At 70.3% G+C, this 14,106-nt stretch carries 15 protein-coding genes; 6 read left to right on the top strand and 9 right to left on the bottom strand.

Annotation, left to right across the window (positions count from 1 at the left end; genetic code table 11):
- Positions 1-1,605, bottom strand: a 1,605-nt coding sequence (locus tag MKK69_RS06885) for an ABC-F family ATP-binding cassette domain-containing protein (RefSeq protein WP_243967013.1), incomplete at its 3' end; no start/stop codon positions are given.
- A 312-nt stretch (positions 1,606-1,917) separates the two neighbouring features.
- Between MKK69_RS06885 and MKK69_RS06890 the strand changes: the two genes are divergently transcribed.
- A complete protein-coding gene (locus MKK69_RS06890; protein ID WP_243967014.1) occupies positions 1,918-2,988 on the top strand; it encodes an HD-GYP domain-containing protein in 1,071 nt (356 codons plus the stop codon).
- 26 nt (positions 2,989-3,014) lie between these two features.
- Here MKK69_RS06890 and MKK69_RS06895 read toward each other — a convergent pair whose 3' ends face one another.
- Positions 3,015-3,914, bottom strand: coding sequence for a UDP-3-O-acyl-N-acetylglucosamine deacetylase (locus MKK69_RS06895; protein ID WP_243967015.1), 900 nt, complete (start codon positions 3,912-3,914; stop codon positions 3,015-3,017).
- A 276-nt stretch (positions 3,915-4,190) separates the two neighbouring features.
- Between MKK69_RS06895 and MKK69_RS06900 the strand changes: the two genes are divergently transcribed.
- Genes MKK69_RS06900 through MKK69_RS06915 form a run of 4 tightly spaced genes read left to right on the top strand, consistent with a single transcriptional unit; the run spans position 4,191 to position 7,615 of the window.
- Positions 4,191-4,877, top strand: coding sequence for a Crp/Fnr family transcriptional regulator (locus tag MKK69_RS06900; protein ID WP_243967016.1), 687 nt, complete (start codon positions 4,191-4,193; stop codon positions 4,875-4,877).
- 4 nt (positions 4,878-4,881) lie between these two features.
- Positions 4,882-5,937 carry an ABC transporter ATP-binding protein gene (locus tag MKK69_RS06905; RefSeq protein ID WP_243967017.1) on the top strand — a complete coding sequence of 352 codons (1,056 nt, stop codon included), beginning with the start codon at positions 4,882-4,884 and terminating at the stop codon, positions 5,935-5,937.
- The gene (locus tag MKK69_RS06910; protein WP_243967018.1) at positions 5,934-6,845 is read left to right on the top strand and encodes an ABC transporter permease; all 912 of its coding nucleotides are present in this window, start codon (positions 5,934-5,936) and stop codon (positions 6,843-6,845) included. The genes MKK69_RS06905 and MKK69_RS06910 overlap by 4 nt, the downstream gene beginning before the upstream one ends.
- Positions 6,842-7,615 (top strand): ABC transporter permease, encoded by a 774-nt coding sequence (locus tag MKK69_RS06915; protein ID WP_243967019.1) that lies wholly within the window; start codon positions 6,842-6,844, stop codon positions 7,613-7,615. Before MKK69_RS06910 ends, MKK69_RS06915 begins: the two co-directional genes overlap by 4 nt.
- A 63-nt stretch (positions 7,616-7,678) precedes the next feature.
- Here the strand turns inward: MKK69_RS06915 and MKK69_RS06920 are convergent, their stop codons facing one another.
- Both MKK69_RS06920 and MKK69_RS06925 read right to left on the bottom strand, forming a co-directional pair.
- Entirely contained in the window at positions 7,679-9,139 is a 1,461-nt protein-coding gene (locus MKK69_RS06920; RefSeq protein WP_243967020.1) for a sodium:solute symporter, read from the bottom strand.
- The gene (locus MKK69_RS06925; RefSeq protein WP_243967022.1) at positions 9,136-9,339 is read right to left on the bottom strand and encodes a DUF3311 domain-containing protein; all 204 of its coding nucleotides are present in this window, start codon (positions 9,337-9,339) and stop codon (positions 9,136-9,138) included. The genes MKK69_RS06920 and MKK69_RS06925 overlap by 4 nt, the downstream gene beginning before the upstream one ends.
- Positions 9,340-9,527: 188 nt before the next feature.
- Here MKK69_RS06925 and MKK69_RS06930 point away from each other — a divergent pair, with 188 nt between their 5' ends.
- A complete protein-coding gene (locus MKK69_RS06930) occupies positions 9,528-9,752 on the top strand; it encodes a hypothetical protein (RefSeq protein ID WP_243967023.1) in 225 nt (74 codons plus the stop codon).
- Between the two features lie 27 nt (positions 9,753-9,779).
- On the opposite strand, the gene ureG is transcribed toward MKK69_RS06930, so the two are convergent.
- The 5 genes from ureG to MKK69_RS06955 all read right to left on the bottom strand — a co-directional run bounded on the left by ureG (position 9,780) and on the right by MKK69_RS06955 (position 14,072).
- On the bottom strand, positions 9,780-10,400 hold the full coding sequence (gene ureG / locus MKK69_RS06935; protein ID WP_243967168.1) for an urease accessory protein UreG: 621 nt from the start codon (positions 10,398-10,400) through the stop codon (positions 9,780-9,782).
- 18 nt (positions 10,401-10,418) lie between these two features.
- Positions 10,419-11,108, bottom strand: a complete 690-nt coding sequence (locus MKK69_RS06940; RefSeq protein WP_243967169.1) for an urease accessory protein UreF — start codon at positions 11,106-11,108, stop codon at positions 10,419-10,421.
- Complete coding sequence (locus MKK69_RS06945) at positions 11,095-11,586, bottom strand: urease accessory protein UreE (protein WP_243967170.1); 492 nt, start codon at positions 11,584-11,586, stop codon at positions 11,095-11,097. Before MKK69_RS06945 ends, MKK69_RS06940 begins: the two co-directional genes overlap by 14 nt.
- A 135-nt stretch (positions 11,587-11,721) precedes the next feature.
- A complete protein-coding gene (gene ureC / locus MKK69_RS06950; protein WP_243967024.1) occupies positions 11,722-13,449 on the bottom strand; it encodes an urease subunit alpha in 1,728 nt (575 codons plus the stop codon).
- 2 nt (positions 13,450-13,451) lie between these two features.
- Positions 13,452-14,072 (bottom strand): urease subunit gamma, encoded by a 621-nt coding sequence (locus MKK69_RS06955; protein ID WP_243967025.1) that lies wholly within the window; start codon positions 14,070-14,072, stop codon positions 13,452-13,454.
- Positions 14,073-14,106: the final 34 nt, after the last annotated feature.

A 14,106-nucleotide genomic window follows, 5' to 3' on the forward strand; every position in this document is an offset into this window, starting at 1 on the left:
CTTCTGGCCGCCCGCGGGTTCCACGTCGCGCTCGGCCTCGCGCTCCGGGCCGGACAGGACGAAGCGGCGGTAATCGTCCATGTCGCCGTCGAAGGTCTTCACGGTGCCGTCCGCCACCAGCCACAGCCGGTCGGCGCAGGCCTCGACCAGGAACCGGTCGTGGGAGACCAGGATCACCGCGCCCTCGTAGTCGTTGATCGCCTCGACCAGGGCCTGGCGGCTCTCGATGTCGAGGTGGTTGGTCGGCTCGTCGAGGATCAGCAGGTGCGGGCCGTGGAAGGCCGCGAGCCCCATCAGCAGCCGCGCCTTCTCGCCGCCGGAGAGTTTCTCCACCGGGGTATCGGCCTTGTTGGCCCCGAAGCCGAGCCGGGCGGTGGCCGAGCGCACCTTCGCCTCCGGCACGTCGGGCATCAGGGTGCGGACATGCGCGTAGGCGCTCTCGGCGGGGCGCAGCTCGTCGAGCTGGTGCTGGGCGAAGTAGGCGACCTCCATCTTCGAGGAGCGCTTGACCTCGCCGGCGAGCGGCCCAAGCCGGCCGCCGATCAGCTTGCAGAAGGTCGATTTGCCGTTGCCGTTGGCGCCGAGCAGCGCCACGCGGTCGTCGGGGGCGAGGCTGAGATCGAGGCCGGTGAGCACGATCCGGTCGCCGTAGCCGGCCTTGACCCGCTCCATGGCGACGATCGGCGGCGACAGGGGCTTCTCCGGGCTCGGCAGGTGGATCACCGGCACGTCGTCCTCGAGCAGCGCCGCGATCGGCTCCATCTTGGCCAGCCGCTTGACCCGGGACTGGGCCTGGCGCGCCTTGGTGGCCTTCGCCTTGAACCGGTCGATGAAGCTCTGGAGATGCGCCCGTTCGGCATCCTGCTTCACCTTGGCCTTGGCGAGCAGCGTGCGCTTCTCGGAGAGCTGCTTGGCGAAGCTCGTATAGCCGCCGCGGTAGATGGTGAGCTTGCCGCGGTCGAGGTGAAGGATGTGGTCGACGCTGGTGTCGAGCAGATCCCGGTCGTGACTGATGACGATCGCGGTGCGCGGGTAGCGCTCCAGGTAATCGTAGAGCCAGAGCGTGCCCTCGATGTCGAGGTAGTTGGTCGGCTCGTCCAGCAGCAGCAGGTCGGGCTCCGAGAACAGCACGGCGGCCAGCGCCACCCGCATCCGCCAGCCGCCGGAGAAATCCGAGCAGGGCCGCGCCTGCGCGGCCGCGTCGAAGCCGAGCCCGTGCAGGATCGCGGCGGCGCGGGCCGGGGCCGAGTGGGCGCCGATATCGACCAGCCGCGTCTCGATCTCGGCCCGGCGCAGCCCGTCGGCGTGTTCGGCCTCCGCCATCAGCCGGGCCCGCTCGGTATCGGCGGCGAGCACCACCGCATGCAGGGTCTCCGGGCCGGCCGGGGCTTCCTGGGCGACCGCGCCGATGCGCATGCCTCTCGGCAGCGACACCGATTTCGCGTCGACCGGCAGGTCGCCGAGGATCGCCTTGAACAGCGTGGTCTTGCCGGCACCGTTGCGCCCCACGAGGCCGACGCGGGCGCCCTCCGGGATCGTGAAGGTCGCGGAATCCAGGATCAGACGGTCGCCGATGCGGTAGGTGAGGTCGTTGACGCTTAGCATGGCGGCGTTCTGGCCGTCCGGAAGCGGCGAGGCAAGCGCCGGCTGCCGTGCGGTGTCGGCGGGGCCCACCGCGCCACCGACCCCGGGCAGTTTCCTGAAGCGGCTGCGAAAAACTGCATTGCCAGCAGGGCGTTTAACGAATTTGCAGCATTCGCGCGGCATTTTTGGCCGTCGCGCAGTAGTGCAGCCGACGAAACGTCTGATACGGACGCTGGCTGACATGGCTGGAGAGCATCGCGTCGGACCATGCCATCGATCGTCGCGCCATGATCTCCGAGACTTTGCGCCGGCCTACGGTATGACAGGAGGCACGTGTTGGGCCGGACCCTGATCCTCACCGACGACGTCAGCCGCGCCGGCCGTCTGGCGCGCAATCTCGGCGGCGATGGAGACGTGTCGCTGCACGATCTCTACGGGGACGCTGCGCCACCCTCCGGAGCCGCGCTGATCATCAGCGACGTGAGCGCGCTGACATCCGAATCCCTGCGGCGCCTGCGCCAAGCCCTCGCGGTGGTGCGCGGCCCCGAGACGCCATTCCTCGCCCTCATCCACGGCAATCTCGGCCGCGGCGAGATCCAGGCGTCCGCCCTCGGAGCCACCAAGGTGCTGCAGGCCTCGGCGGCGAGCGCGCTGCTGCTCAACACGGTCACCGCCCTGGCGGCGGGTGCCACGGCGCGACCTCCGGGGGGCGGCGACCTTCGGCATCAAGCCACGGCATCCCGGGACGCCTTCGTGGCCATCTTCCGTGCGGATGGCGCCCCGGCGCTGGCGACCGTCGAATCCGGTGCCGTCCTGGTCAATCGGGCGATCCGCGACGCCAAGGTCCGGGACTGGCTCGACGTCGTCGCGAGCTTCGACGACGCCACGCACCGGCACTGCCTCAGCGTGGCCGGCCTCGCGGCGGATTTCGCCCGGACGCTCGGCCTCAACGATGTCGATTCGCGCTACCTGATCAAGGGCGCCCTGCTCCACGACATCGGGAAGGCCAAGATCCCGCGGGCCATCCTGAACAAGCCGGGACCACTGACGCCCGAGGAGCGGTGCGAGATGGATCGCCACCCAGCCATCGGCCACGCGATGCTGCTGAACGGGCATTACGACGCGCTCACCCTCTCGGTCGTCCGCTCGCACCATGAATATCTCGACGGTTCGGGCTACCCGGATGGCCTGCGCGGCCAGGAGATCCCGGACCTCGTGCGGCTGATCACGATCTCCGACATCTTCGCGGCCCTCATCGAGGCGCGGCCCTACAAGGCGCCGAAGCCGGCCCACGAAGCCTACGCGATCCTGAAGGCCATGGGCGCGAAGCTCGACACCGATCTGGTGCGCGCCTTCGGAGCCGTCGCCACGGCCTGCGAGATGCCCTACCGCGCATCCGCCTGAGCGCGGCCGGGCGATCGGTCCGGACCTCAGTCCAGTTCCCAGGCGGTCTCGTCCTGCATCAGCGCCGCCACCAGGGCGTGATTCAGCTCGTGCCCGGTGTGGAAGGCGGTGACCCATCCCTCGACCGGATGACCCACGAGGGCCAGGTCGCCGATCAGGTCGAGCACGCGGTGCCGCACCGGCTCACCCGGGACGCGCATCCCGCCGAGCACGTGGCCGCGCACCAGGAGCGCCGCCGAGTGCCGAGAGACGCCCTGCAGGAAATCCTTCCGTGCCACATACCCGAAAGCGCGTCCGGCCATCGCGCGCGCGAACCGGCCGAAGCTGCGCGACGGCGCGATCTCGGTCACGAACGTCTCGGGGGTGATGGCCCCCGACCAGTCGACCGATCCGAAATGCGAGAGCGCGATATGACCGGTCACGTGAAGACCCGTACCGGGTTCGATGCGGATGTGCCGCCGCCCATTCGTCACCGAAACAGTGCGGCGCACCCGGATCTGACGGCAGGGCTGCGCCTGCTCGCTCCGGCCCGATGCCCGGATCGCCTCGCACCAAGGCGTGGCGCTCCCGTCGAAGATCGGTAGCTCGTCCGCATCGATCTCGACCACCGCATTGTCGATCTCCAGGGCGCTCAGAGACGCCATCAGGTGCTCGATGGTGCGGACGAGAATGCCCTCGCGCCGCAGCGCCGAGGAGAGCGGCTGCGATTCCCGATGGTACCAGCGCGCCGGGATATCGATGACGCGCCCGTCCCTCAGCCGGCGGCGGAAGACGATGCCGTGATCGGCCGGCGCCGGGCAGACGCGCACGGTGGCATGCCGGCCCGAATGCAGGCTCTGCCCGGACCGCTCGAACGGGCGGGTCAGCGTGGCCTGGAGGCGCGGGACCGGCACGGACGTCCGGGAATCGAAACGCGTGATCGTCACATCATGGTGCATCGGAATCGCCCGCTGCGGCAAGCTTGGCAGGGAGGCCGGGCATGTAGCCCGGATATCCTGATCCACGCTAATAAACTCCTGTTCACCCGGGCCCGGCTTGACCGGCCGGCAAGTGACGGTCACGATCATCTCCGCCCCGTGGATGGAGCGCTGCAGTCGCGGCGTCCAGCTAAACCGTGCGGGCCGCTCCCGTCCCGAGATCTGCTGGCCGGCACCCGTTTGGGCAGGGACGGAGGCCGGACTGGAGTTGAGGGAACAGCATCGATGGCGCGGCTGGGGACCATACCCTTCTTCAAGGACCCGGGCATCGAGCTCAACACCTACGAATCCCGGTGCCACTGGCGGCGCTTCGACGAGAACGAGGTGCTGGTCGACTTCGACGACATCTCCACCGACGTCTACTTCATCGCCTCCGGCGAGGTTCGCATCCTTAACCGGACCCAGTCCGGCAAGGAGGTGATTCTCGGCGAGATGCGCGGCGGCGCGTTCTTCGGCGAGCTGGCTGCGATCGACGGGATCGGGCGCTCGGCCAACGTCACGGCGCTGACCCGCGGCGAAGTCTGCGTGGTGCCGGCGGCGGTGTTCCGGCAGATGGTCTTCGCCTCGGAGGCGATCGCCGACCGGCTGTTCCGTCTCCTCGCCAAGCGCGTGCGCGAATTGAACACGCGGCTGATGGAGCACGCCCTCCTCGATCTGAAGCATCGCCTCTACGCCGAATTGCTGCGCCTCTCGGTGCCGCGGACCGGCGCCTCCGGCGAGCGCGTGGTCTCGCCGCCGCCCTACCACCACGTCCTCGCCGCGCGGATCGGGTGCCGACGGGAGCAGGTCACCCGGGAATTCACCGCCATGGCCGCGGAGGGCCTGGTCGACCGGACCCGCGGCGCCCTGGTCCTGCGCCGGCCGGATCTCCTCGAAGCACGCGTCGCCGAGGCCCTGCGCGAGGATTCCTGATCCCGTGTCGGGCACGCCGCCGCGCCTGGAATTGGACGCGCTGACCAAGCGCTTCGGCGCGCATCCGGCCGTCGATTCGGTGACGCTCGCCCTCGAACCCGGGGAGTTCTTCTGCCTGCTCGGCCCGTCCGGCTGCGGTAAGAGCACCCTGTTGCGCATGATCGCGGGGTTCGAACGGCCGAGTTCCGGCCGGATTCGCCTCGGCGGCCGGGACATCACCGGGCTGCCGCCGCACAGGCGCCCGGTCAACATGATGTTCCAGTCCTACGCGCTGTTCCCGCACATGCGTGTGGCCGGCAATATCGCCTACGGCCTCAAGGGGATGGGCCGGAGCGAGGCTGCCGCGCGGGTCGCCGAGCTGCTGCGGCTCGTCCGCCTCGAAGGCTTCGGCGACCGCCGTCCCGAGACGCTCTCGGGGGGCCAGCGGCAGCGGGTGGCCCTGGCCCGGGCGCTCGCCCGGGAGCCGGAGCTGCTCCTGCTCGACGAGCCCCTCGGCGCCCTCGACCGGGGCCTGCGGGAGGAGACCCAGGGCGAATTGCGCGCCGTGCAGCGCCGCCTGGGCACCGCCTTCGTGGTCGTGACCCACGATCCGGAGGAGGCGATGATGCTCGCCGATCGGATCGGCGTCATGGAGGCCGGCCGGCTGGTTCAGGTCGGACCGCCGGCCGAACTCTACCGGCGGCCGGCGAACCGGTTCGTGGCGGGGCTGCTCGGCGACGTGAATCTCCTCCCCGGGCGCCTCGGACCGGACGCGGCGGGCGGTGCGCGCACCGTGCAGACCGCGCACGGGCAAGTCCGGGGGATCGCCGCCGCGGCGCTGGCTGAAGGCGCGGCGGTGGTGGTGGCGGTGCGTCCGGAGGATCTGGTCTTCGGCGGGACAGGACTGCCGGTCACGGTGGCGGAGGCGACCTTCCTGGGGGATCGCCTGCGCCGAACCCTGCGCCTGCCGGACGGCGGAATCCTTCGGGCCAGTGGCCGCCCGGCCGATGCCGACCTGCCGCCGGGGTCGCAGACCTGCGCCGGGTTCGCGGCCGAGGCCGCGGTGATCCTCCCGGCATGAGCGAAAAGCCGCGGACCCTGTTCGATCGGCTGGTCCGTCTGCCGCCCTTCGTCTGGCTGGCGGCCTTCTTCCTTCTGCCCTTCGCCATCACCCTCAAGATCAGCCTGTCGGAACCGGCGACGGCGATACCGCCCTACCTTCCGGTGCTCGATTGGCGGGGCGGCCTCGATGGCTGGTCCAGCTTCCTCGAAGCCCTCAACTTCGACAATTACGCCACGCTCTCAGCCGACCCGCTCTACCGCGACGCCGCGCTGGGTTCGCTGGGCTACGCCGCCCTGGCCAGCCTGATCCTGGTCGCCCTCGGCACGCCCCTGGCCTATGCCCTGGCGCGGGCGCCGTCCCGCTGGCAGCCGCTCCTCGTCGCGCTGGTGGTCGTGCCGTTCTGGACGAGCTTCCTGATCCGGGTCTACGCCTGGATCGCGATCCTGAAGCCGGAGGGTCTGCTCAACCTCGTGCTGCTCCGGCTCGGACTGATCGCCGAGCCGCTGACGATCCTCAACACCGACGCCGCGGTGATCATCGGTCTCGTCTACGCCTACCTGCCGTTCATGGTGCTCCCGCTCTACGCGGTAATGAACCGCCTGGACCCCGCCCTGCGGGAGGCCGCGGCGGATCTCGGTGCCACGCCGACCCGGGTGTTCTGGAGCGTGACGCTGCCGCTCAGCCTGCCCGGCATCGCGGCCGGCGCAGCCCTGTGCTTCATCCCGATGGTGGGCGAATTCGTCATTCCGGACCTGCTCGGGGGCTCGGAGACCCTGATGCTGGGCCGGGTGCTGTGGACGGAGTTCTTCTCGAACCGGGACTGGCCCCTGGCCTCCGCGGTCGCCGTCCTGATCCTCGCCATCGTCATCGGCCCGGTGGTGCTGTTCCGCGACAGTCTGCGCTCGGGCGAGGGGGATGCGCCGTGACCTGGGTCACCCGTACCGCCCTCGTCGCCGGGCTTGGCTTCCTCTACCTGCCGATCCTGGTGCTGATCGCCTACTCGTTCAACGCCTCGCCCCTGGTCACCGTCTGGGGCGGAGTCTCGACCCGGTGGTACGGGGCCCTGCTGGCCGATGCGCCCCTGCTGGCCGCGGCCTGGGTCTCGCTCAAGGTGGCGATCCTGGCGAGCCTCATCGCCACGATCCTCGGGACGCTGGCGGCGCTCGTTCTGGAGCGGCAGCGCCGCTTCCGCGGACGGGCGCTGTTCACCGGCCTCGTCTTCGGGCCGATCGTGATGCCGGAGGTGATGATCGGCCTGTCGCTGCTGCTGATGTTCATCGGCATCGGACTCGACCGCGGACTCGGCACCATCGTGATCGCGCACGCCACCTTCTGCACCGGGTTCGTGGCCGTGGTGGTCGCCGCGCGCCTGCGCGGCCTCGACCGGACCCTGGAGGACGCCGCCGCCGATCTCGGCGCCCCGCCGATGAGGGTGCTGACGACCATCACCCTGCCGCTGCTGGCGCCGGCCGTGGCGGCCGGAGGGCTCCTCGCCTTCACCCTGTCGCTCGACGATCTGGTCATCGCGAGCTTCGTCTCGGGTCCGGGCTCGACGACGCTGCCGATGCGCCTCTACAGTCAGGTCCGGCTTGGGGTGAACCCGGAGATCAACGCCGCCTCGACCCTGCTGGTCGGCCTCGTGAGCGCGGCGGTGCTCCTGGCCTCCTGGCTGACGGCGCGCCGGGGGCGGCCCTGAGCGATCCGGCGGTCCAAGACAGGACCGTGCCCCGGGTCGCGGGACGCCCGTCCGGACGCGGCCTCAGGCCACCTGGGCCTGGGACGCCGTGTCGGCGCGGGTCAGGCGCGCCACCGCGGCCGTCACCGCGAGGTTCACCACCAGGGCGGCGACGCCGACATTCACGTCCTGGAGCGGCCCCAGGATCGGGAGCTTCGACAGGCTGAACCCGCTCAGCACCGTGGCCGCCACGGTGGCGACGCCGGCCACGATCCCCGCCGCCGCCGCCGGCCGGCTCACGGGATTGCGGGGCAGCAGGCTGGCGATGAAGCAGGGGAACAGCTGCGTCACGAAATTGTAGCCCATCAGCAGGAGCTGCACGATCGTATCGCCGCCGCTGAGGGTGAACCCGACGCAGACCAGGGCCAGGACCGGCACTAGGATCTTGCACAGCCGCGCGGTCGCCGCGTCATCCATGCCGGGCCGCATCGGCCGGACGAGGTTGTTGGCCACCAGGGTGACGCCGGCGATCAGGATCATCGAACCGGGCACCAGCGCGGTGAGCACGCCGGTGGCGCCGATCAGGCCGATGAACCAGGGCGGGAAGCTCGCCAGCGAGAGCTTGAACAGCGACAGGTCGACCTCGGATCCGGCGAGGCCGGGCACCTGCAGCACGGCCGTGAAGCCGATCATGAACACGAACAGGTTGATCAGCTGGTAGACCGGCAGGAGAACCGCGTTGCGCCGGAAGGCGCCGGGCTCGCGCGCCGTGTAGAGCGACGCGAAGGTATGCGGCCACATGTAGCCGCCGAGCGCCGTGAGCAGGACCGTGGTGGAGAACCAGACCGGGCTCTGGCCGCGCTCGGGCAGGGCCAGGAATCCCGGCTTGGCGGCCTCGATCGCCCGGAACAAGCCGTCGTAGCTGCCGTAATAATGCAGGGGCAGGTAGATCCCGAGGAAGATCACCAGCGCCAGGATGGTCGTATCCTTGATCACCGCCGTCCAGGCCGAGCCGTGCACCCCCGACACGACCACGTAGGCCGTGAGCGCGGCGGCGCCGATCCAGACCGCAGCCGTGGACGAGATGGCGCCGTAGGACGCCGTGGAGACGATGATCCCGAGGCCCTTGAGCTGGAGCACGAGGTAGGGGACGAGCGCGACGAGCCCCACCGACGCCACCAGCATGCCCAGGGCCGGGCTCCCGTATTTCCGCGCGAAGAAGTCCGGCTGCGTGTAGAGGCCGTGCTGCTTGGCGTAGCGCCAGACCGGCGGCAGCAGCCAGTACGAGGTCACATAGGCGAGCGTCAGGTAGCAGAGGATGTAGTAGGCCGGGCCGCCCTTCCCGTAGGCGATGCCGGACCCGCCGAGGAACGTGAAGGTCGTATAGATCTCCCCGGCCATCAGCAGGAAGACCAGGGCGGTGCCGAAGCCGCGCCCGCCGACGGTCCATTGCTCCAGGCCCATCTCGCGGCCCAGCCGGGCGTAGAGCCCGAGGCCGATCGCCAGCGCGAAGCCGGCCGCGACGATGGCGAGGGCGACGCTCATCGGGGATCCCCGGACGCGCGATTCTCGGGATCCGCCCTGTAGATCAGCGCCATCACCACCGACGTTCCGATCACGCAGAACACGAGCCAGGCGAGGAGCAGCGGCAGCCCGAGGACGAACGGTTCGACCCGATTCAAGAAGAAGGGCCCGATCAGGATGCCGATGAACGGCAGGGCGGCGAGCCATCGCAGGTTTCGCATGCGCGATACCGTCCAGAAGCCATCAATCCTTTGGGTTGAATCAGTCCCGGGCGGCTGTCAATCGCGGATCTCGAGAAGGCCTGCCCGCGCGGGGGGTGCGCCGACGCACACGGCTACGCTTCGGGCGATCCTATCCTTGTCCCGTCCGCGACCGCGACCGCCGCGGTTGATCGTGAGGGACGCCGTCGATGACCCGCACCCTGACCTTTCTCTCCCTGGCCGCGTTCCTCGCGGCCCCCGTCGCCGAAGCGCACCCGGCTCGGAATCCGGCAAAGCCCGGGCTCAGCGCCGCCATCAAGGCGCGCCAGAGCGCGATGAACGATTTCAGCGCCCGGATGAGCCGCCTGGATGGTCTGATGGGCGTACGGCCCGCCACGCCGGTCCGTACGCGATCGGCCGAGGCCGGGCGATAACGGGCCGTCCGGCTCCGTCGGCCCGGGTCACCGGCCCAGCCCGCCCGCCTCCTCGACGAAGCGCGCCACGGCGTCGGCGCCCGCGCCATCGCGCAGGGACGCGAACACGTAGGGACGGGTCCCGCGCATCCGCCGCGTATCGGCCTCCATCACCGACAGGTCCGCGCCGACGAGCGGCGCCAGATCGGTCTTGTTGACGATCAGCAGGTCCGACCGGGTGATGCCGGGGCCGCCCTTGCGCGGGATCTTCTCGCCCCCGGCCACGTCGATCACGTAGAGGGTGAGGTCGGCCAGTTCCGGCGAGAAGGTCGCCGCGAGGTTGTCGCCGCCGGATTCGATCAGAACCAGATCGAGCTTCGGGAAACGCCGGCTCATCTCGGCGACGGCCGCGAGGTTGATCGAGGCGTCCTCGCGGATCGCGGTGTGCGGGCAGCCGCCGGTCTCGACCCCGAGGATACGCTCCTCCGGCAGCGCCCCGGCCACCGTCAGGATGCGCGCATCCTCCTTGGTGTAGATGTCGTTGGTGATCGCGCAGATCTCGTAGCGGTCGCGGAAGCGCTTGCAGAGCTGCTCCATCAGGGCGGTCTTGCCGGACCCGACGGGGCCGCCGATGCCGACGCGGAGGGGGCCGTTCGCGGAACCAGTCACGGGGGTCATGCAGCGCCCTCAGGAGCGGAAGATGCGGGAATACTGAGTCTCGTGCCGGAACGAGCCGAGGTCCAGGCGGAACGTGGCGGAGCCGAGGGCGTCGAGATCCGCGCTGCCGGCATCGGCCGCCAGCGCCACGAGGCGGGGCGCCAGGGCGGCGACGATCCGCGTCCCGGCCGCTTGGCCCACCGGCGCCGCCCGCAGCGCCGCCGAGACGAGGTTCTGGACGAAGGCGAGGCCGTAGGCGGCCAGCACGGGACCGGCCGCCATGGCGTGCGCCCCGGCGGCGGCCCCGACCGCGACCGGATAGGCGAGTGGGCCGGGCAGGCGTTCGGCCAGTGCCGCCAGCGGCCCGCAGGGCCAGGCCCCGAGGGTCGCGTCGAGGAAGCTGCGCCCCTGCTGGCTGGTCTCCAGGTGCAGCTCGCGTGACGGGGCGAGCGCCAGGGCGAGGTCGTTGAGGTCGGCGAGGGCGTCCCCGTCGCCGGCCCGCCCGGCGCGGTGGGCGTGGGCTGCGAGGATCAGGTCGTTGCGCAGGGAGCCGCAGGCGCAGACATCGCCGAGCCAGGCCGTCAGGCTCGCCTCGTCGCGCACATCGCCCGCCTCCACGGCCCATTCCAGCCCGTGCGAGTACGCGTAGGCGCCCACCGGGTAGCCCGGCGACAGCCACGCCGTCAGCCGGAGCGCCTCCAGGGTCTCAACCATGGGCATCGTGATGATGATGGTCCCCGCCATGCGGATGGTCGTGCCCATGGCCTCCGGCATAGGCCCCGCCCTCGGGGCGGAACGGGCGCACCACCGGCTCGGCGCTGCCGCCGAGTCCCCGCACCATGTCGGCGAGCACGTGATCGTCGGCGATCCAGACGGCGTCGGTGCCGATCTCGGCCGGGATGTGGCGGTTGCCGATATGCCAGATCAGGCGCTTGAGGGCGCGGTCGCTCGGCGCGCGGATCTCCAGCAGCCGCTCCGGCGCGGCCTCGACCCAGACGAGGCGCCCGTCCTGCAGCACCAGGGCGTCGCCGTCCTCCAGTACGGTCGGTTCCGGGAGGTCGAGCAGGAATCCCAAGCCGCCGGCCCCGCGCATGGCGACGCGGCGGCGGTGCCGGTCGCCGTGGTCGAGGATCACGCGGTCGACGATCTCGCCGCCGGACAGGGCGTCCCGGCGCAGGATGCGGGTGGCGCGGATCATGGCCTCAGGACGGGTCAATGAGGTCGGGCTCCTTCGGCAGAAAGCCGTCGGCCAGCGTCTGTTCGATGCCGAAGGGGGGCTGATCGGGCAAGAGCGTGCAATCGATGCCCTCCTGTCCGTCGGCACCACGATAGCTCAGAACAGGAAATAACGCTGGGCCATCGGCAGGACCTCGGCGGGCTCGCATACGAGGAGCTCGCCGTCGGCGCGGACGTCGTAGGTCTCGGGATCGACCTCGATGACCGGGGTCGCGTCATTGAGCACCATGCTCGCCTTCGAGATGCCGCCCCGGACATTCTCCACCGCGACCAGCTCCTTCTGCACGCCGAGACGGTCCCGCAACCCGTCCTCGACGGCCGCCTTGGACACGAAGGTGAGGGCGGTGGCGAAGGGCGCGCGCCCGTAGGCGCCGAACATCGGGCGGTAATGCACCGGCTGCGGCGTCGGGATCGAGGCGTTCGGGTCGCCCATCGGCGCGGCCGCGATGCTGCCGCCCTTGATGACGAGGTCCGGCTTCACCCCGAAGAAGGCCGGCGTCCAGAGCACGAGGTCGGCGAGCTTGCCGGGCTCCACCGAGCCGATGTGCTTCGACACGCCGTGCGCGATCGCCGGGTTGATCGTGTACTTGGCGACGTAGCGGCGGGCGCGCAGATTGTCGGTGCCGGAGGTGTCGCCCGCCAGGGCGCCGCGCTGGCGCTTCATCTTGTCGGCGGTCTGCCAGGTGCGAATCACGACCTCGCCGACCCGGCCCATGGCCTGGCTGTCCGACGACATCATCGAGAGCGCGCCGAGATCGTGCAGGATGTCCTCGGCCGCGATGGTCTCCCGGCGGATCCGGCTCTCCCCGAAGGCGAGATCCTCGGGGATCGACGGGTCGAGGTGGTGGCAGACCATGAGCATGTCGAGATGCTCGTCGATGGTGTTCCGCGTGTAGGGCCGCGTCGGGTTCGTCGACGACGGGAGCACGTTCGGCAGACCGGCGACCTTGATGATGTCCGGCGCGTGGCCGCCGCCGGCGCCCTCGGTGTGGAAGGCGTGGATGGTCCGGCCCTTGAAGGCCGCGATCGTGTCCTCGACGAAGCCCGATTCGTTGAGCGTGTCGGTGTGGATCATGACCTGGACATCGTGGGCATCCGCCACCGACAGGCAGGTATCGATCGCCGCCGGGGTGGTGCCCCAATCCTCGTGGAGCTTCAGCGCGCAGGCCCCGGCCCGGACCATCTCGATCAGGCTTTCGGGGCGCGAGGCGTTGCCCTTGCCGGCAAATGCGAGGTTCATTGGGAAGGCATCGGCCGCCTCGATCATCCGGGCGATGTGCCAGGGGCCGGGGGTGCAGGTGGTGGCGAAGGTGCCGTGCGCCGGCCCGGTCCCGCCGCCGAGCATCGTGGTCACGCCCGAGCAGAGCGCCTCCTCGATCTGCTGCGGGCAGATGAAGTGGATGTGGCTGTCGAAGCCCCCGGCGGTCAGGATCTTCCCTTCACCGGCGATCACCTCGGTTCCGGGGCCGACGATGATGTCGATCCCGGGCTGCACGTCCGGATTGCCGGCCTTGCCGAGCCGGAAGATCCGGCCGCGCACGATTCCGACGTCGCATTTCACGATGCCCCAATGGTCGAGCACGACCGCGTTGGTGATCACCGTGTCGACCGCACCGGCGGCATTGGTCACCTGGCTCTGGCCCATCCCGTCCCGGATGACCTTTCCGCCGCCGAACTTCACCTCCTCGCCGTAGATGGTGAAATCGCGCTCGACCGTGATCTCCAGGCTGGTGTCGGCGAGGCGGATGCGGTCGCCGGTGGTCGGGCCGAACATGTCGGCATAGGCGGAGCGGGGGAGGCTCGCGGGCTTGGGTGTGTTGGCCATGGTCAGAGCGTGCCCATCACGTCACCGCGGAAGCCGAAGACGGTGCGGCCGCCGGAGAGCGGCACCAGCGTGACCTCCCGGGTGGACCCGGGCTCGAAGCGCACCGCGGTCCCGGGCGCGATGTCGAGGCGCTTGCCGCGGGCCTGCTCGCGCGGGAAGACGAGGCCCGGATTGACCTCGTAGAAATGGTAGTGCGAGCCGACCTGGATCGGTCGATCCCCGGTATTGGCAACCTCGATCACGGTGCGCTCGGCATCGGCGTTGAACACGATCTCGCCGGGCAGGGGCGTCACCACGCCGGGCACGTCCGCCGAGGCCGCCCCCCGAATCGGATGATGCACGGTCACGAGCTTGGTGCCGTCCGGGAACGTCGCCTCGACCTGGATGTCGTGGATCATCTCGGATACGCCCTCCATCACCTGATCGGCGGTGAGGACGGTGGCGCCGGCCTGCATCAGCTCGGCGACGGTGCGGCCGTCCCGGGCGCCCTCGACCACGAAGTCGGTGATCAGCGCCACCGCCTCCGGATGGTTGAGCTTGACGCCCCGGGCCAGACGGTTCCGCGCCACCTGGGCCGCCATGGCGATCAGCAGCTTGTCTTTCTCGCGGGGTGTCAGCAGCACGGGCAACCTCGTCGTCGCGACGGCCGGAGCAAGG

The organism is Methylobacterium sp. J-026 (genome assembly GCF_022829585.1).
Taxonomy (GTDB): domain Bacteria; phylum Pseudomonadota; class Alphaproteobacteria; order Rhizobiales; family Beijerinckiaceae; genus Methylobacterium.

Coding starts and splice junctions, on each gene's coding strand:
- MKK69_RS06900 (WP_243967016.1), top strand. CDS start 4,191: ATGGCGCGGCTGGGGACCATACCCTTCTTCAAGGACCCGGGCATCGAG.
- MKK69_RS06910 (WP_243967018.1), top strand. CDS start 5,934: ATGAGCGAAAAGCCGCGGACCCTGTTCGATCGGCTGGTCCGTCTGCCG.
- MKK69_RS06920 (WP_243967020.1), bottom strand. CDS start 9,139: ATGAGCGTCGCCCTCGCCATCGTCGCGGCCGGCTTCGCGCTGGCGATC.
- MKK69_RS06925 (WP_243967022.1), bottom strand. CDS start 9,339: ATGCGAAACCTGCGATGGCTCGCCGCCCTGCCGTTCATCGGCATCCTG.
- MKK69_RS06930 (WP_243967023.1), top strand. CDS start 9,528: ATGACCCGCACCCTGACCTTTCTCTCCCTGGCCGCGTTCCTCGCGGCC.
- MKK69_RS06940 (WP_243967169.1), bottom strand. CDS start 11,108: ATGCCCATGGTTGAGACCCTGGAGGCGCTCCGGCTGACGGCGTGGCTG.
- MKK69_RS06945 (WP_243967170.1), bottom strand. CDS start 11,586: ATGATCCGCGCCACCCGCATCCTGCGCCGGGACGCCCTGTCCGGCGGC.
- ureC (WP_243967024.1), bottom strand. CDS start 13,449: ATGGCCAACACACCCAAGCCCGCGAGCCTCCCCCGCTCCGCCTATGCC.